The sequence below is a fragment of the Pseudomonas alloputida genome (assembly GCF_021283545.2).
GTDB lineage: Bacteria > Pseudomonadota > Gammaproteobacteria > Pseudomonadales > Pseudomonadaceae > Aquipseudomonas > Aquipseudomonas alloputida.
In genome coordinates this window covers 2270544-2288722 of record NZ_CP128540.1, presented here as the reverse complement: position 1 = coordinate 2288722, position 18179 = coordinate 2270544, and the positions used below count along the sequence as shown (strand labels likewise).

Below are 18179 nucleotides of genomic sequence, written 5' to 3'. Positions count from 1 at the left end.
AAGACATGACTGAGCAAAACACAACCACCCTGCTCCCGCGCGGCGTCGACCTCGCCAACTTCGATCAGGCCATTGCCAAGTTCCGGGCCCTGCTGGGCGATGAAAACGTCCTGATCAAGGACGATCAGCTGATCCCTTACACCAAGATCATGATGGCCGTGGACACCGCTGAGCACACCCCGTCCGCCGCCGTCACCGCCACCACCGTCGAGCAGGTGCAAGGCGTGGTAAAGATCTGCAACGAACACAAGATCCCGGTGTGGACCATCTCCACCGGGCGCAACTTCGGTTATGGCTCGGCGGCCCCAAGCCAGCGCGGCCAGGTCATTCTCGACCTGAAGAAGATGAACAAGATCCTCCATGTTGACCCGGAACTGTGCACGGCCCTGGTCGAGCCGGGCGTGACCTACCAGCAGTTGTACGACTATCTGCAGGAACACAAACTGCCGCTGATGCTGTCGTTCTCCGCACCGTCGGCCATCGCCGGGCCGCTGGGCAACACCATGGATCGCGGCGTGGGCTACACGCCCTACGGCGAGCACTTCCTGATGCAGTGCGGCATGGAAGTCGTGCTGGCCAATGGCGACGTGTACCGCACCGGCATGGGCGGAGTGAAAGGCGACAATGCCTGGCAGGTGTTCAAGTGGGGTTACGGCCCGACCCTAGACGGCATGTTCACCCAGGCCAACTATGGCATCTGTACCAAGATGGGCTTTTGGCTGATGCCCAAGCCTCCCGTGTTCCAGCCGTTCGAGATCAAGTTCGACAACGCCTCGGATATCGCCGAGATCGTCGAATTCATCCGCCCGCTGCGGATCGCCCAGGTCATTCCCAACTCGGTTGTCATCGCCGGTGTGCTTTGGGAGGCCGCCACCTGCAATACCCGGCGCGCCGACTACACCAACGAGCCGGGGGCGACGTCCGACGCTATCCTCAAACAGATCCAGAAAGACAAGAACCTCGGCGCCTGGAACGTCTATGCCGCGCTGTACGGTACCCAGGAACAGGTCGACGTCAACTGGAAGATCGTTACCGACGCCCTGAAGAAACTGGGCAAAGGCCGCATCTTCACCCAGCAGGAGGCCGGTGACACCCAGCCGTTCAAGTACCGTGCGCAGTTGATGTCCGGGGTGCCCAACCTGCAGGAATTCGGCCTGTACAACTGGCGTGGCGGCGGTGGCTCGATGTGGTTCGCGCCGGTGAGCCAGGCCCGAGGCAGCGAGTGCGACAAGCAGCAGGCACTGGCCAAGAAAACCCTCAACAAGCATGGGCTGGACTATGTCGGCGAGTTCATCGTCGGCTGGCGCGACATGCACCACGTCATCGATGTGCTGTACGACCGCAGCAACCCGGAAGAAACCCAGCGCGCCAATGCCTGCTTCGCCGAACTGCTAAATGTGTTCGAGCAGGAAGGCTACGCCGTCTACCGCGTCAACACGGCCTTCCAGGATCGCGTCGCGAACAGCTACGGCCCGGTCAAGCGCAAGCTCGAGCACACCCTCAAGCGTGCGTTGGACCCCAACAACATCCTCTCGCCAGGCAAGTCGGGCATCGACCTCGCCAACCCATTCTGAATGTTCTTGAAGCCCCGCCATACCTGACGTGGCGGTTAAATCCGAAGGAAATGAAATGAACCCTGCACAACTGCTGGTTGCCAGCGCCCTGCTCCTGGTCGCCCCCTTGACGCTGGCCGAGGGCGATGCCGCTCAAGGCAAGGCCCTTTTCGCCACGCAATGCGGTTTCTGCCACAGCACTGAACAGGGCAAGAACCTGATGGGCCCCAGCCTGCTAGGCGTGTTCGATCGCAGTAGCGGCCAGGCGCCCGCCTTCAACTACTCTGCCGCACTGCAAGCGGCCAAGCTGAAGTGGGATGACGCCAACCTGGATAAATGGCTGACCAAACCAGCGGAGCTGGTACCGGGCAACATGATGATGTACCCCGGGCAAGCTGACGCTCAGAGCCGTCAAAACCTCGTTGCCTACCTCAAGACACTGAAGTAAAACCAACCGCCAGCAGGGGCCTGGGCACCTGCTGGCGAACCGCATCGACGTATCAGCGCGGGCCCTGCCCGGATTCATCGGGCGCCTCAGGGGGCTGGTACTGCCTGGGTGTCAGAACAGAGGCAGTAGCGTTTTCACTTGAAAAGACCAGGAACGCCAGGTGGGTCTCATATCGATCGAGTACATCGTCGATGACCTGCTGTTTGGTCAGCCCCATCAGGTCATAGCCACCAGACCCGGTCTGTGTATACACCTCCAACCGATAATAGACATCGATCTCTCGCGTCATGCGGCCGCTGAACATGGGCACCGGCGCCTCGACGATGGCCACGTGGTAATGGAAATCGCGGAACGTATCCATCGAGACCCGCAGCAACGGCTCCTCGAAACCATGGCTGTTGACCACATTTTCCCGCATGACGTCATAGCCCTGATTGCGAAACTCAGCCGCGACCTCATCCAGTGCTGGCGCAACCATACGGTTGAGGAACTGAGTGGCCTGGCGCAGCGATGGGAATGCCCGCAAGTGCTCGAGCCGCTGCTTCCAGGAGCGCTCCGGGACATGCCCCCCGATAGCCGCCATGGAGGGGCGACGCAGCACTCTCCCCTCGCGCTCAGCGCGTTCCATGCGCAACACCTTGTAGAACGATGCCATCACCAGGTAAGCAATGATCGTCACCGGTAGCGCAAAGATCAGCGTGGCGTACTCCATCGTCTTGACCCCGCCCGCAACCAGCATCGCCACGGTGAGCATGGCCGTGAGCAATGCCCAGAAGATGCGCAGCCAGCTTGGCCCGTCGTGGGATGGGTCGGGAATCGAGGCAGAAAAATTCGACATCACCATTGCCCCGGAATTGGCGCTGGTGAGGTAGAACAAAAGACCTGATAGCGTCGCCAGGCCAATCAGGAACATTGGGGCCGGGAACATCTCCAGCAGTGCATACCAACCCCGTTCAGGGCTGTCCATCGCCAGTTGGGCAAACGCAGTGTTGCCCTGAAGTACCTGAAACAGTGCTGAATTGCCAAACAGCGAAACAATGATGAAATCGCACAGCACCGGCGCGGTCACTGCCGCCAGGACGAATTCGCGCAACGTGCGCCCCCGCGAAATCCGCGCCAGGAACACACCAACGAATGGCCCCCAGGCCAGCCAGAAGGCCCAGAAGAACAACGTCCAGCCCGCCATCCACCCGGCCCCATCGGGCGAGTAGCCGAAGGTTTGAAAGGTACGCGCGGGGAACGTGACGAGAAATTGCCCGATGTTCGACACCAGTGCGTTCAGCAGGAAGGCCGTCTGCCCGGTCAGCAGAATGTAGAGCATCATGGCCACGGCGCTCCACAGGTTCAGCTCGGCGATCCAGCGGATGCCACGGTCGACCCCGGAGGTGGTAGCCGCGATGGTCAGTGCCACCGCCCCCACTACTAGCAGGATCTGCAAGGTAAGGCCCTGCTCCAGACCAAAAATCAGCGCGAAACCCACGCTCAGCAGTACCACGCCGATGCCCATCGATGTGGCGACGCCAAACACGGTACCGACTAACGCGATGATGCTGATACCATCGCCCAACGGGCCGCGCACGCGTTTGCCAAACAGCGGATAGAGCGCGGCACGAATCGACAGCGGCATGTCCCATCGATAGGCAAAGTAACCCATGGCCATGCCCAGCAAGGCATACATCGCCCAACCCGCGATGCCGTAGTGAAACATGGTCCAGATCACTGCGTCCTGCATGGCCTCGGCAGTCCCGCCGGTGCCGCTGGGCGGGTGCAGATACTGCACGACCGGGCCGGTGACCGAATAGAACAGCATGTCTATCCCGACCCCTGCGGCAAACAGCATGGCGACCCACGTTACCAGCTTGTACTGCGGCCGCGAGTGGTCGGGGCCGATGCGCACGTCCCCCTCCTTGGAAAAGGCGACCCACAGCACGAACCCGATCACCAGGGTCATCGTCAGTACGTAGTACCAGCCGAGGTTCGTCGCGATCCAGTCGGTAGTCTGCTTCATTGCCACACGTGCAGCATCGGGCATGAGGATCGTGGTGATGGAAAACGCCAGTATCACTGCTGACGAAATCAACAGGACGCTCCAGTTGATATGCGCCTCACGATGCTCGATGAGTTCGTCATGGCCTTTGCTCAGGTCGCTGCGCGATACGGGGGTATCGTCATCGTCGCTCGGGCGCCTGGACAGGCGATCGGTACCGCCAAATTTGCTGCGCTCAAGCGCAGGGATCGATTTTACGCCTCCTGACGTGACCGGATCGACACCGTCGCGGTGCTGGTCTGAAGGGGGTTCGAAGGGCATGAGCTTTCTCCTGTTGCGTACTTCACTTCAACGCCTCCTGAGAGGGATAGGATGATCGGAGGCGCGGATTCTCTCTATTCTGATGGCACATGTGACTTCACTCAGGGTAGTCGCCCTGAAGGTAGATTCGGCAGGACTCATCGCGAAAAAGACTGCCGCGATGGCAGAGCGTCCTGCAGCAGCGAGTGCCAATTGAAAGCACTCCTCAAGATTTGGCCTGAGCCACCTTGCGTGGCTTAGGCGGGAATCGAACAGCCCCGCAGTTACAATTGCAACGCTTCAACCCACATCAGCGACCTGCCAGGTTCGGGCATGTCGTACTTACGGTGAAACGCCAAGGTACCATCGGGCTTGATGCGGAATACGGCGATATTGGCTTTCTCCGCTTCGGTTGCCGTACCGCGCTGGACTTGCCCGCCTTTCTGGTTGCCCACGATGAACCATTGATTACCGGGCGCCACACTGATCGTGCGGGCCTCTACCCCTTGCGTGGGGATATGTTGCAAGAGCTTCGGCTCGCCCGTTTTTGCATCCAGTACATACACCGCTATATCGTTTTCACCATGCTTGAACATCGCGGGTTTTTCCGTCGTTTGAAGCTCATCGGAGCGGTTGGTGACGTAGAGATACTTACCGTCTGGCCGCACCAGAATCACCCCGCCTTTCTTGATGCCCTCATCGGCCTCGGCATGCCAGTGTGGGTCGAGGGTACTGGTTTTAAATACGGGCCTGTTGGCCAGTCGTCCTTCCTTGGTCAACGGGTAGGTGTAGAGACTGCTGCCCCGCTCCATTGCCAGGTATGCCAAGGGTGCCCGAGGGTGGTAGGCGATATGGCGTGGGCCAACGGAGGGAGCAAAGGTTTCGACCCCGGCTGGGGTCAGCTTGCCGCCCGAGTAGGCAAACGCTGAAAGGGTGCCCAAATCTTCGGGCCGGCTTGCACTCGGATCATTGCCACGACCAGGCGCAATCACGAATTTATCGTTGGGTACTACCGTGACCTGGTGGGTGAATACGCCCGACTTGATTGGTTGCGCCTGTTTGACCTGGGCACCGAGACTGCCATCTGGCTGCAGTACATGAACCGTCACGGTTGGCGCCAGGTTGTAGGCCAGCAATGCATGTGTGCCATCGCGATCGAGGGTCAGGTAGATCGGCCGTTGCTCCAGCTTCACAGGTTCGCCCAACGGCATGAGTTGCCCCGTAGCATGGTCGATAGTAAAAGCACTGAGCATGTGAACATCGCCAGGGTTAGCTCCATTGATGTTGCTGGACGCCACATACAGGTGCCGATTGCCCTTGTCGGCAACGGCGAACTGCAACGGAGCTGGCAACTGAACCACCCCATTTTGCGTGAGCGAGCCATCGGGCGCGAGGGCATAACCCAGCAGTTTGTCTCCGAACCCTGCATAGATTTCGGTCATTGCCTGGGTATTTGCCGCCAGTGCCGCATGGGAGGAAGAGGCCAGAACCCCTGCCAGCAGAAAACTACAGGGCTGTAATTTGAATCTCATTACCTGCTGCCCTTCCTTAAAGTAACGTCAGTGGGTAAACCACGATCAGCCGATGCTCGTCGAAATCCTGCCCACCCTGATAATCACGCCTCACCGTGGCGCTGCGCCACTTGAGCACCAGGTTTTTGAACGTACTGGTCCGTACTGAATAGGCCACTTCCGATTCGCGTATCCACTCATTGCCATTGCGGTCGGCTGGCGAGACATCGATGTCGCGCCCCTGGATAGTGCGCTGACCCCAAGCACCTGATCATCCCACTGTTCGTTTCGCTGCTGGCGAAGGCCGCCGGGGCGTTCATGGACAGCAGTTCGAGCAACCTCACGCGCCCGGCGCAGATGTACTTCCGCCAGTTCCTGCTGGCCTTTGGCAGCACGTTCTTCCTCGGCCCGTCGATGGCCCTGGGCATCAGCCATGTGCGCACCAACCCGCGCAACCTGGTGAGCTTTTCGGTGCTGTTCGGCATCTGCAACAACCTCGGTGGCCTGATCGGCGCGGCGCTGCTGGGTACCTTCCAGACCTGGCGCGAGAAATTCCATTCCAGCCACCTGATAGACCGCCTCAGCTACCTCGAACCACTGGTCAACGCCCGTGTGCAAAGCGGCGGCGCCGGTTATGCCGGGATCCTCGCCGACCCGGCACTGCGCAGCGAGGCCGGCATGCGCGTGCTGGCCAGCGCCGCCACCCGCGAGGCCAACATAATGGCCTACAACGACGTGTTCGTGCTGATCGGCAGCATCGCCGTGCTGACCATGATCTGGATTACCCTTCGCGGTTCTTGGCTGCGGTATGTCGCCCGCCAGGCCGCTTCATCCGACTCCACCAGCGGTACTGCCAGCCGATGACCGAAGAAACCCGCACCACGACCACCGCCGCCCTCGCCGAAACCCCGGAAGGCAGCACGCCGCCCAGCGAACCGACCAGCCCGGTGCGCACGCGGCGGGTGCGCATCCTGTCTACGATCAGCTTCGCCAGCGTGGCCCTGGTCGGCATCCTGGTAGTGCTCTACGCCTGGAACCTGCCGCCGTTCAGCAGCACCATCGAAAGCACCGAAAACGCCCTGGTGCGCGGCCAGGTGACAATCATCGGCCCGCAGCTGAGCGGCTATATCGTCGACGTGCCGGTGCATGACTTCCAGTTCGTCAAGGCTGGCGATCTGCTGGTGCAGCTCGACGACCGTATCTACAGGCAGCGCCTGGCCCTGGCCATCGCCCAGCTACAGCAGCAAGCCGCGCTGGCCAACAACCTGCAGCAGCGCAACAGCGCCGAAGCCACCATCGCCCAACGCCAGGCCGCCATCGGCGACGCTTCGGCCCAGGCGACTAAGGCCAAGGCCGACCTCAGTCGCAACCAGGCGCTGGTCAGCGATGGCTCGGTGTCGCGCCGCGACCTGGACCTGGCCCGCGCCAGTGAGGCCGCCGCCGTCGCCAGCCTGGCCCATGCCAAGGCCGCGCTGGAGATCGCCCGCCAGGACCGCGAGACCGTGATCGTCAACCGCGCCTCGCTGGAGGCTTCGGTGGAGAACGCCAAGGCGGCCGTCGAACTGGCCCGTATCGATCTCGACAACACCCGCGTCACCGCCCCGCGCGACGGCCAGCTGGGGCAGATCGGCACGCGCCTGGGCGCCTACGTCAACTCTGGCGCACAACTGATGGCACTGGTGCCCGACACCCTGTGGGTGATCGCCAACATGAAGAAAACCCAGATGGCCGACGTGCGCATCGGCCAGCCGGTGACCTTCACCGTGGACGCCCTGAACCACCTCAAGCTCTACGGGCATGTGCAGCAGATCTCGCCGGCCACCGGCTCGGAGTTCGCCTTGCTGCAGGCCGACAATGCCACCGGCAACTTCGTCAAGATCGCCCAGCGCATCCCGGTGCGCATTACCGTCGACCCCGAGCAGCCTGACGTCGCACGTCTGCGTCCCGGCATGTCGGTGGTGGTCAGCATTGATACACGAGCAGAATAATGACGCGGCCTGCCTCGGTCCTTTGCAGGCCCCCGAGCGGCGTCAAAACTTGACGCGTTCGCATAATGCGTGAAGAACCAACCTATCGCTTCGATGTCACCATCAATGGATCCCAAAAGTGATCCTTTGAAATCAGGCTCGCTAGACAGAGGCACAGATCACGCTGCCCCCGCCAGCGATTCCAGGACGAACGCAGCTGGAGGCTGTGTGCCATGATCTCGATCAGAAGCTCTTACCATCTCATCGATGCCGCCATTCTCTGGTGTGACCTTGCCGACCACGAAGACGAGATTTTACGGGTCGACCTCTCCTACCCCGGCAGTCTGCTCAAGCATTTTCCACAATGGCCGATCCTGCACCTTTATGCGGAGTGCATCTACGACGCCATTGTCAGCGGTGAGCTACCCGCGACCTGCCTGGGCCGACCGATCACTGCTGACAACCAGGTAAGCCGAGAGTACTGGTCCATTCAGCGTGCTGATCTGCTGGTCTGGTTCGCACGTAATTACCCCAACGAGAAGCCCGCCTTCTTGTTCTCGCAGAGCCTCGACCATTTGAACTGCGTCAGTCTCAATGCTCATTTGGTACAGGAAGCAGAGCTCGCTGCTGCTCAGCGCACGATCGACAAGCTGCGCGACGAGCTTACAGCAAGAGTTGACGAGGTGACAACGCTCACCGCGTGTAACCACGAACTGACAGCGCGACTTGAGGCCCAAGGCATTCCTTCCGAGGCCTCCGAAGGCACGAACAACATGCTCGTGGGCACCATGCTGGAAGTGACATTGGGTAAATCCAAAGACGGCCGTGTGCAATCGGCCTACAAGTCCCAGAGCGCTCTGGTCGACGAGATTCTACGCCGTTTTCCTGGTCTGCCTGGCCTGAGCAAAAGTACCCTTGATCGGCGATTTGCCGACGCTCGCCGTCATCTAGCCCAGGTAAAACGGGGCTGACACCGCATTGTCAGGCGATGCTCGGCATCGCCTGACAATGTTTTTCCTCCAGCATCGACCTTCACTGACTGTCACATCCCACTGCGCACCACATGGTGCTACGGAGTGACATCATGCAACAGATCAGCCCTGCCCCGCTGCCTGCCGACCGCCACATCATGCGCCGCGATGAGGTGGAACTGAAAACCGGCTTCAAACGTTCGCACATCTACAACCTGATGAAAGCCGGTCTATTCCCCCAATGCCGGCGCATTGGTACCCGCGCCGTCGGCTGGGACTCGCTGGAGATCGAGCAGTGGGTCCATGATCGACTGTCGGTCAGGGAGTAGCGTCATGGACGTCCTCTCGCTGATCTCGACCAAGGGCGGCGCGGGTAAAACCACCGTCGCCGCCAACCTGGGTGGTGTGCTCGCCGATGCGGGCCTTCGCGTCCTGCTGCTGGATCTGGACAGCCAACCGACGCTGTCCAGCTACTACGCCTTGCGCGAATCCCGTGAGGCTGGCAGCTACGAACTCATCGCGCAACGGCTCACGGCCCCCGAACAGGTGATTTCCGCCACCGTCATCCCGCACCTGGACCTGATAGTGTCCAACGATCGCGCCGGGCACATCAGCACTCTGCTGTTGCACGCGGCCGATGGTCGTCTGCGCCTTCATAATCTTCTGCCAGCGTTCGAGGAGCTCTACGATGTGCTGATCATCGATACCCAAGGCGCGCGCAGTGTAGTCGTGGAGATGGTGATCCTCGCGTCCGACTATGCCCTGTGCCCGGTCCCCCCAGAAATGCTCGCCGCACGTGAGCTGCGACGCGGCACGCTGGCGCTGTTTGAAGAGTTGGAGCCCTACCGCTACCTGGGCGTTGCCTTGCCGTCGGTGAAGCTGTTGCTCAACCAGGTCAAAGCCAATCGCCGTGACACCCGCTTGATCATGCACAGCCTGCAGGCGTCCTTCCAAGGCGACCCGCATGTCAGCGTCTGCACAACGGTGATTCCTGACCGTGTGGCCTACCCCAATGCCGCCTCGCTCGGCCTGCCGGTGCACCGCGTCGAGCCTACTCCACCCTCTGGCAGCCGAGGCCCTTGCGGCGCGGCGGTCATGCTTGAGCTGGCCATCGAGCTGTTCCCGCAGTGGGCTGAGCGACTTGTCGGCTCGGACGCGCCTCTGCCCGGCCAAGCGTCAGTGATCGACCGCCGACTCAACCGTCGCGGCTGATGGGAGGTTTTGCGATGAAGCCGCCCTCTTCCGAAGACATCACGCGACAGTTGCAGCAGGCGCATTTTCCACAGAAACATGGCCTCGACAGCTCGCCCGTGCCGGTCGGGGATACACCGTTGGTGGTCAGCCTGGAGCAATTGCGCCCCTACGAGCTCAACCCGCGGGTGGTTCGCAACCCGCTGTATGACGAGATCAAAGCCTCGATCCGCGAACGCGGCCTGGATCAGCCCCCTGCGATCACCCGCCGTCCGGATGAGCCGCATTTCATAATCCGCAATGGCGGCAACACCCGTTTGAGCATCCTCGGCGAACTCTGGCAGGAAACCCGCGAGGAGCGATTCTTTCAGATCCACTGCCTGTTCCGCCCTTGGCAGTCCGAGTCGCATGCCTTGATCGGGCACCTGGCCGAAAGTGACCTGCATGGCCAGCTCACGTTCATTGAGCGATCGCTCGCGGTGGCAAAACTCAGGGACATGTTACAAGAGCCCGATGCCCCTCTCAGTCAGCGTGAACTGTCCACACGCTTGAGCAAGGGCGGCTACCCGATTTCACAATCGCATATCAGCCGCATGTTCGACACGCTCGAACACCTGCTACCGGTCATCCCGCAGGTGTTGTATGCCGGGCTTGGCAAACCCACCATCGCCCGGATCATTAACCTGCGGCGCCGGGCGGAGTCGATCTGGAATCAGTATTTGGGGGACGTTCAACACTTCGCACTGCTCTGGTTCGAAGTGCTGTCGGCATTCGACAGTGATAAGCCCGATCTGAACTGGGGTGAGCTGCAGGATGAGCTGATTGCCAGGATGGCGGTGCAGTTGAAGCAGACGCCCCGCCTGCTCGCCTTGGAAATGCATCAGGAACCGCTTCGCTCAACGCCGCCTGCGGAAACGCCTCAGCCGCTGCCGCAAGCCCCACAAGGTGAGTGCTCCCCCCAGCTGCCTGTCGAAGATGAAGCACAATCGGCGCCTCAATCGCCCGCACCGGAGCCGATGAGCAGTGCGGACAACACTGCGGCAGCCGAGACTCCACGCCTCCCAAACATCCGCGAGGCGCTGAGTGATGACGATCCGCTTGCTGCGAGGGTGCCAAACGCCCTTGATGCCGGTGAGCCCTCCCTGGGTTCCGCCTCACCTCTCGCACCGCTACAGGGTGACATCACTGCATTGCGTGAGCGTTGTGCCGCCCTGGCGACAGACCTGGCGGCATATGCCGATGCCAGTGCCATGGTCACGCCGCACGCAGAGGGCTTGGGTTTTACCCTTACGCTGGAGCATGGCGAGCAACTGAGCCCTAGACATACCGGCATTCAGCTACTGCTCTCAGCCCTGCTGCGCTTGCAGGACGACGTGACTTCGCAACAACGTCAGCAGCTGCCGGCTGCGCTATTTGGCCAATTGCTGATTGGCACCTACGACCTGCCCTTCCCCGAGCGCCCTGCCCTAACCGTGGGCCTCGAACGACTACCCGATACCCAGCTGGAGCAGCTGTTCAGCCTGATCCGCCACGCCCGGCAGTTGATCGACCTGACGCTGTCGTCCACGCGTTAAGTGAGGAGCCGCCTCATGAGCACGACCTTCAATCTGTTGAACCATGCGATGTTGAACCAGGTGCTGCATGAGCTGCGCCATGGCCGTCTGCAGCGCTGCAAAGCGCTGGGCCTGGCCGACGAAGACATCGAGGTCCTGCAATCGCTGCCTCCGACCACCCTGTCCCACTTGGCGCATTCATCAATCGCCTGGGTTGAGGTCAAGGTTGATATCACCGTCCTGCGCCGCCTGATCGTCCAGGCCGAGCGCGACGAGCAGAACGAACGCCTGATCAACCGGGCACTGAAGCTCGGCGCGAGCTCGACTATCATGTACCGCTGTTTCGGCCTGGACCATTCGGAAACGGCGTTGCGCCGCCGAATACTGAAAATCGAAACCCACCGCGGCCGGCCGGTCCAGCTCAGTGAAGCCCAGGAGCATGCGGTGTGGAACCGCTGGAGCCAGTTACGGGCGGAGGAGCCAGACAACGATCCACTGGACACGATGATGATGCTGGCCGAGGAACAGCACATCAGCCTGACCCAGGTCTGGCAACAGGTCGAACTGTACGGAGGTACGCCATGCTGAGCTTCTACGAAGTGGACTGGCAGGACGTGGTGCGCCAGTGCTACGACGCCCTTCGACGCCGCAATGAGTTTCAGGCCGCCCAGGCCCAACAAGCGGCTGCTGCGGAGCCCGCGCTGCGCACGATCTACTACGGCGACAACAATCCCTTGCCGCAGGCCTTGCTACTCGATCGTCGACTGACCCCGCTGGAGCGCAACACCTGGCAGGTGCTGCGCTGGCTGATCACCGAACGCCAGGTTAAAATGCCCCGCTACCAGGACCTGCAACCCTACCTGGCAGCCAGCCCCTGTGGCACCCAGGCGTCGCGCGAGACCATCGCCCGCGCACTGAACGTCCTGCGTACCACCCGCTGGCTCAGCCTGGTCGACCGCTCGCGCGATGCCCAAGGCTGCCTGCGCGGTTGCATCTACGTGCTGCACGGCGATCCGTTGACGGCGGCCGAGCAGCTTGAGCTGGACAGCGGCTACGCGGATCTCCTGCAACAGAACCTCAGCCACGCCACCAAGGGGGTGCGTGATGTGACGCAGCATGTGCTGGCCGAAATTCAAGCCGACCCGCAAGTCGTCCAAGGCGACAAGGACAGGCTGGGCGCACTGCCGCCGACACAGCAACACTCGCTGCTGCTGATCAACGAAGCCGCGCAGGCGCAACATTCCGAACCTGGCCTGCTCCACCCCGTTCGGAATCCTCACGCCTCGGCCACCGATTCCGAACTGTGCGGCAATGCACCGGATTCGGCTGTGGTTCGGAATGCCGACGCCGGCCGTACAGTACAGAAAGACCAAAGCAAAAAAAGTACAGTACTGGCACAGGTCGAGTTTGGTCGTGCACGCTGGCCTGAAGATTTACCGCTGAATTCGACCGAGCGGCGCATGGCCTCCCAGGCGATGCGCCAGCTCGAACCGGAACAGCAACAAGCGGTGATCAATGAAGCGGCGGTGCGCTGCGCCCGCGGCGAGATCCGAAAACCGGTCGCCTACCTGATGGGCTTGATCAAACGCGCCTGCCAAGGCGAGTTCACCCTGTGGGCCGCGCGTACCGAGGAGGTCAAGACCTCAAGACCGACTTCAAATCCAGCGAGGCCTGTGCCAGCAGAGCCTCCCAGCGAACGACCGAAGCGCGGTGGTCAGCGCACCGCCTCGCCCCTCGCCCTCTCCTGCCTGGAGGAACTGAAACAACGCTGTCGTGGTTCGCTTGCGCCGACCTAGGGGTGGATCTCGGTGGACTTGATGCCCATGCCATTGAATCCACCGAGATCCACCGCCTGAAATTACGAGCGGACCACCTTCATGTTGATTCGCGTCGAACCGCACTAATCGGCCCATCGTCGGCGTCATTCCGACGGCGAGGTACTGGCGATGACCGATCACTACCAGCTCAACCTGGGCTCCCTGCGCAGCAGCATCACCCTCACCTTGCATACCCATCATGCGGCGCGGCTGTGGCAAGGCCGCATGGGCCGCGAAGGGGTACACGCGATCATGGGCATGCCCGGTTACATCGGCGTCACCAACCTGCTCAAGCACGCCAGCAGCCAGGATGACCCCTTCGCCGACTGGTTCATGCTGCAACTGGAGGACAAGCTGCTGCAGGCCAAGGCCGAACTGCGTGCGCTGACCAAGCAGGTCAGTCGGGTGGAGCGCGCCCTGCCCACCCAAGTCGACATCGGCGACAACCTCAATATCCATCCCGTCACCCTCCCCCTGTTCATCGGCAGCCAGCTTGGCTTTCTCGCGGTCTACCTGCTGACCGACTACGACGCCCTGGTGCGCCGCGTTCTGCTCGCCCACCACACCGCCTTAATCGGCCGCCCCGACATGGAAACCTGGATCGATCGCGGCGCCCACGAGCTGCGCAGCCTGTTCGGTCTGGCCCAGCGCTACCGGCTGGCAGGGGTCAGTCGGGATGACATGGCCGCCAACAACGCCCGCGCCCGTGAAGCGATCGACAAGTTCGGCACGCCACCAAGCAAGATCCTCGAGGGCAGCCACCGCTCCCAATTCGCCCCGCCCATCACGCGGGGTACCTCAGAACCGCTACCCGCTGGGTCGGATCAACACGACCAACCTGAGGTCGAAGCTCTCCCTGAGCCAGAAGAACCGGCCGAAGGAGGTGAGGCATGACCTTGGCCGACGCGATTGCCCGGCGTTTGTCAGCAGATGTCTATCGTGAGTTCGCACAAGGTGCCTCCCTAAAAGGCCTTTTAAAGCCTTTTAAGGGTAAGGGGGAGCTGCAGCAGTTCGCCGAGACGATCCTGCGCCTGCGCACCCAGGTCGCCGAGTTGATGGCAGTGATGCTGGCGATCATGGCGCAGCCCCCGTTCTCGTTGCTGGAACTGCGACTGGTCGTGCAGCACAGCGCGACCGGCACCGACTTCCTGCGCTGGCGCAGCCCGGACTTTCAGCGCATGGGCGTGCAGGTGTGGCAGGAGGCGGTGGTTCATCCGCATCTGCACCCTGAACTGCGGCAGGCGTTGTATCAGCTGGAGACCAACCGGGTGGTGCTGAACCTGCAGATGAGCAGCCTGCAGTCACTGTATCGCCAGGCTGTCGCCGGTGCCGGCAAGCTCGAGGCCGCCGAACTCGCCCTGACCCGTTCCCCCACCGAGGAGTGACCCGCATGAGTACGTTGTTTGTAGGTGAAGGCAACATCGGCAGTGTGCCGGAGTTTCAGGAGTTCAACTCCAACCCGGATGAACCACGACGCCTGCTGCGGCTGAACGTCTATTTCGACAACCCGGTACCGCGCGAGGGTGGCTACGAGGATCGCGGCGGCTACTGGGCGCCCGTCGAGCTTTGGCACCGCGATGCCGAGCATTGGAGCACGCTGTACCAGAAAGGCATGCGCGTCCTGGTCGAAGGCCGCACGGTCAAGGAGGAGTGGGAAGACAGCGAGGACAACGCGCGGGTGACCTTCAAGGTCGAGGCCCGGCGCATTGGTATCCTGCCGCATCGCCTGGCCTCGGTCTCGATGCGTGAGAAAGCTCAAGACACTCCCAGCGCCACGCGTAAAGGCGGTGGCAAGAAAGCCCCGCGCAAGGCCGGGTGATCCGTGGAACTCAGTGGAATCACTGCGCCCTGCGCGATACCGCAGGGGCTGCGCCGCCCAACCGGCGAGCAGTACTGGCCCCTCTAGCGCGTTCTATTGGGTCGGGGTTTACCCCGCCGTTCACTCTCCAGCAACTGCTTCACCTCCGTCAGGCACTGATCCAGGGCAAGGAATGCCCGCCAGTGCGCCGGACTCTCCTGAACCCAGGCAATCAAGTGCGCGCGCGCCTCCCCATTCTCCGGTTCCAGTTGCGTGGCCATGAACAGCTCGTAGGCCTTGATCGCTAACTTGTCTGCCTCACTCTGGTGGGATCCGTGCAAGTTGAAGCCTCCGTGTGGACGGGCGGGTCCTGCAGTTATTTTTCGTGATACGCCTCATAGGGTTGCCAGTCAACTCTCTGAGCCGCTCATATCCTTGGGTGGGTAGTCAACCATATGGATCGAATTGGAGAGCGCCCCGTTGCCCGTCAAAGAGCCTAGCCCACATCACATTGGCCGCCAGTTGGCGAAGTACCGTCGCGACCGTGGTTTGACCCAGGAGCAGGTCGGCGAACACCTGCGCATTACCGGCGAGGCCGTCTCGCGTCTGGAGCGTGGCCTGGTGGAGCTGTCCGTGACGAAGTTGCTGCAGTTGGCTGACCTGTATGGCTGCCCCGTCGATGAGCTGCTGCTGGCCATCAGTCCTCGCCCCCAGGACCAGGGCCAGCAGATCACCGCGATCATCAAGGAGCTGGGCGATGCCGATAAACAGTTCGCCCTGGAGTTTCTGCAAACGCTGGCCACTCATCTTGCGCAACGCAAGTAAGGTTTTAGCCCTGCGCTGAAACGTCGAACCGATCCCTCCGTTTTCGGCTTTACCCTGGCGCTTCACGGCCACACCCCCACCCTGTCGGAAACCACCGAGAGGGCCCGCATATGCGCCTGTTCATCTGCGAGAAACCGTCCCAAGCCCGTGACATCGCCCGAGTACTGCAGGCCAGCTGGCGCGGCGATGGCTACCTGCAGGGCCAGAACGTCACCGTCACCTGGTGCATCGGCCATCTGCTAGAAACCGCGCCCCCTGAGTCCTATGGTGATTACAAACGCTGGTCGTTGGACGACCTGCCGATCATCCCCGATCACTGGCAGTTGGTGGTCAAGCCCAAGGTCGCCAGCCAACTGAAGGTGATCGACCAACTGCTGCAAAGGTGCGCTGAGGTGGTCATCGCCACCGATGCTGACCGCGAGGGCGAGATGATCGCCCGGGAGATCCTCGAGCGCTGTCAGTATCAGGGGCCGGTCCTGCGTCTGTGGCTGTCCGCCCTGGATGAAGCCTCGATCCGCCGGGCCTTGGCCGCCTTGCGTCCGGGCGAACAGACCCTGCCGCTGTACCACTGTGCACTGGCCCGCTCCCGTGCCGACTGGCTGGTGGGCATCAACCTAAGCCGGCTGTTCACCCTGCTCGGCCGCCGCGCCGGCTTTGATGGTGTGCTGCCGGTTGGCCGCGTCCAGACCCCGACGTTGCGCCTGGTAGTCGAACGCGACCGGGCCATCGCGAGCTTTGTGCCGCACCCCTTCTGGAACGTCGACGCCCAGTTGGTGGCAGACGGTGTTAGTTTCAAAGCCAGCTGGCAACCTCCGGCTTCGGTCTGCGACGATGAGGGCCGCTGCCTTGATGAAGCGGCCGCCAGGCAAGCTGCACTGCGCCTGAGCCAACACGGAACGGCCCGTATTGGCACCATCGAGGTGGAACACGTCCGCGAAGGGCCGCCACTGCCGTTTGATCTCGGCACCCTGCAAGAAGTCTGCTCGGCCAAGCTCGGGCTCGGCGCCCAGGAAACGCTGGGGATCGCCCAAGCCCTCTACGAAACCCACAAGGCCACGACCTACCCGCGCACCGATTGCGGCTACCTGCCCGAGAGCATGCTGGATGAGGTGCCCCGCATACTGCATGCCCTGGTGGCTCCCAGCCCTGCGCTCGGTCAGGTCATCAAAGCGCTGGATCCGTGTCGCCGCTCGCGCGCCTGGAACAGCAGCAAGATCACCGCGCACCACGGGATCATTCCGACCGCCATCAAGCTCGACCTCACTCAGCTGTCTGAGCGCGAGCAGGCAGTTTACGCGCTGATCCGCGCCCGCTACCTCGCTCAGTTCCTTCCTGAGCATGAGTACCTGAAAACCCAGGTGTTGCTGCACAGCCAGGCCGACCAGCTACTGGCCCGGGGCAAGCAGATCCTGGTGCGCGGTTGGAAAGCGGTGATCAACGAAACCCACGGCAATGAGCCCGGCGAGCAGACTCAACGGCTACCCACACTTCGAGAATCCGTTTCGGTGGCGCTGACTGACGCCGCCGCCATTATCCAACGCACACACCCCCCCAAGGCCTACACCGAGGGCACGCTGGTCAAGGCGATGAAAACCATCGCCAACCAGGTGGCCGATCTGCGGCTCAAGCAGACGCTCAGGGAGAGCTGCGGCCTCGGCACCGAAGCCACCCGCGCGGCCATCATTCAGGGGCTGATCGACCACGGTTATCTGACCAAGAAGAAACGCAGCCTGGCCGCCTCAGCCGCGGCGCACACCCTGATCGAAGCAGTGCCAGCGGAAGTGGCCGATCCGGTGCTGACGGCGCTATGGGAGCAGGCTTTGGGCCGAATTGAGTCGGGCCAGTTGAGCGTCGAGACCTTTCTAGCCAAGCAGTCGCAGTGGCTGACCCGCTTGGTGCGCAGCAACGCCTCGCTCACCCTGCAGCCGCCCCCATCGAAGGGACCGCTCTGCCCGGTGTGTTGCAGCGGCATGCGCCAGCGCAAAGGCCGTACTGGCAGCTTCTGGTCCTGCATCCGCTACCCGGACTGCAAGGGCACCAAGCCGGTAACTAAAGCCAAGCGCCCGAAGAAGACATGACTTGACGCCGCACCGCCGCGCTGGTGTAGTGAAGTTGCCCCACGCCACTTGGCGACCCCAGACCGATTCGCTCCGGGCAGCTCGGTCAGACTCGTAGAGTTCGGAGCCATCCTTCACCGCCTTTGCGGATAACTTCTCAGCGTTCCAAGTCTCCTAGGTGGATGACCCATGCGGCTTGTG

At 61.9% G+C, this 18179-nt stretch carries 17 protein-coding genes and 1 pseudogene; 15 read left to right on the top strand and 3 right to left on the bottom strand.

Annotated elements, in window-relative coordinates:
* Nucleotides 1-5: 5 nt before the first annotated feature.
* The gene (locus tag LU682_RS10450) at nt 6-1574 is read left to right on the top strand and encodes an FAD-binding oxidoreductase (RefSeq protein WP_054888282.1); all 1569 of its coding nucleotides are present in this window, start codon (nt 6-8) and stop codon (nt 1572-1574) included.
* 55 nt (nt 1575-1629) lie between these two features.
* A complete protein-coding gene (locus LU682_RS10445) occupies nt 1630-2001 on the top strand; it encodes a c-type cytochrome (RefSeq protein ID WP_016488041.1) in 372 nt (123 codons plus the stop codon).
* Nucleotides 2002-2053: 52 nt separating this feature from the next.
* Here the strand turns inward: LU682_RS10445 and betT are convergent, their stop codons facing one another.
* The 3 genes from betT to LU682_RS10430 form a co-directional block, all read right to left on the bottom strand.
* The gene (gene betT / locus LU682_RS10440) at nt 2054-4309 is read right to left on the bottom strand and encodes a choline BCCT transporter BetT (protein ID WP_016488042.1); all 2256 of its coding nucleotides are present in this window, start codon (nt 4307-4309) and stop codon (nt 2054-2056) included.
* Nucleotides 4310-4572: 263 nt separating this feature from the next.
* Nucleotides 4573-5820 carry a lactonase family protein gene (locus LU682_RS10435; protein ID WP_102082247.1) on the bottom strand — a complete coding sequence of 416 codons (1248 nt, stop codon included), beginning with the start codon at nt 5818-5820 and terminating at the stop codon, nt 4573-4575.
* Between the two features lie 16 nt (nt 5821-5836).
* Nucleotides 5837-5992 (bottom strand): OprD family outer membrane porin, encoded by a 156-nt coding sequence (locus LU682_RS10430; RefSeq protein ID WP_232896274.1) that lies wholly within the window; start codon nt 5990-5992, stop codon nt 5837-5839.
* A 62-nt stretch (nt 5993-6054) separates the two neighbouring features.
* Here LU682_RS10430 and LU682_RS10425 point away from each other — a divergent pair.
* From LU682_RS10425 to LU682_RS10365, 13 genes and pseudogenes are all read left to right on the top strand, one after another.
* Nucleotides 6055-6663 (top strand): annotated as a pseudogene (locus LU682_RS10425) (MFS transporter); the annotation flags it as partial.
* Nucleotides 6660-7787 carry an HlyD family secretion protein gene (locus LU682_RS10420; RefSeq protein ID WP_016488046.1) on the top strand — a complete coding sequence of 376 codons (1128 nt, stop codon included), beginning with the start codon at nt 6660-6662 and terminating at the stop codon, nt 7785-7787. The pseudogene LU682_RS10425 and the gene LU682_RS10420, both read left to right, overlap by 4 nt.
* A gap of 212 nt (nt 7788-7999) precedes the next feature.
* Nucleotides 8000-8737, top strand: coding sequence for a hypothetical protein (locus LU682_RS10415; protein WP_016488047.1), 738 nt, complete (start codon nt 8000-8002; stop codon nt 8735-8737).
* A gap of 113 nt (nt 8738-8850) precedes the next feature.
* Nucleotides 8851-9066: an AlpA family transcriptional regulator gene (locus LU682_RS10410; RefSeq protein WP_016488048.1), complete on the top strand. Its 216-nt coding sequence runs from the start codon at nt 8851-8853 to the stop codon at nt 9064-9066.
* Nucleotides 9067-9070: 4 nt separating this feature from the next.
* Nucleotides 9071-9949, top strand: coding sequence for a ParA family protein (locus LU682_RS10405; protein WP_016488049.1), 879 nt, complete (start codon nt 9071-9073; stop codon nt 9947-9949).
* A gap of 14 nt (nt 9950-9963) precedes the next feature.
* Nucleotides 9964-11502: a ParB family protein gene (locus LU682_RS10400; protein WP_016488050.1), complete on the top strand. Its 1539-nt coding sequence runs from the start codon at nt 9964-9966 to the stop codon at nt 11500-11502.
* Nucleotides 11503-11517: 15 nt separating this feature from the next.
* A complete protein-coding gene (locus LU682_RS10395) occupies nt 11518-12069 on the top strand; it encodes a DUF2857 domain-containing protein (protein WP_016488051.1) in 552 nt (183 codons plus the stop codon).
* A complete protein-coding gene (locus LU682_RS10390) occupies nt 12063-13277 on the top strand; it encodes an STY4528 family pathogenicity island replication protein (protein ID WP_016488052.1) in 1215 nt (404 codons plus the stop codon). Before LU682_RS10395 ends, LU682_RS10390 begins: the two co-directional genes overlap by 7 nt.
* A gap of 150 nt (nt 13278-13427) precedes the next feature.
* Complete coding sequence (locus tag LU682_RS10385; protein ID WP_016488053.1) at nt 13428-14192, top strand: PFL_4669 family integrating conjugative element protein; 765 nt, start codon at nt 13428-13430, stop codon at nt 14190-14192.
* Nucleotides 14189-14683, top strand: a complete 495-nt coding sequence (locus LU682_RS10380; RefSeq protein WP_016488054.1) for a DUF3158 family protein — start codon at nt 14189-14191, stop codon at nt 14681-14683. The genes LU682_RS10385 and LU682_RS10380 overlap by 4 nt, the downstream gene beginning before the upstream one ends.
* A gap of 5 nt (nt 14684-14688) precedes the next feature.
* Nucleotides 14689-15117, top strand: a complete 429-nt coding sequence (locus LU682_RS10375; protein WP_016488055.1) for a single-stranded DNA-binding protein — start codon at nt 14689-14691, stop codon at nt 15115-15117.
* 459 nt (nt 15118-15576) lie between these two features.
* Nucleotides 15577-15921 carry a helix-turn-helix domain-containing protein gene (locus LU682_RS10370; RefSeq protein ID WP_024717424.1) on the top strand — a complete coding sequence of 115 codons (345 nt, stop codon included), beginning with the start codon at nt 15577-15579 and terminating at the stop codon, nt 15919-15921.
* Between the two features lie 110 nt (nt 15922-16031).
* The gene (locus tag LU682_RS10365) at nt 16032-17999 is read left to right on the top strand and encodes a DNA topoisomerase III (protein ID WP_016488058.1); all 1968 of its coding nucleotides are present in this window, start codon (nt 16032-16034) and stop codon (nt 17997-17999) included.
* The last annotated feature ends 180 nt before the right edge of the window (nt 18000-18179 follow it).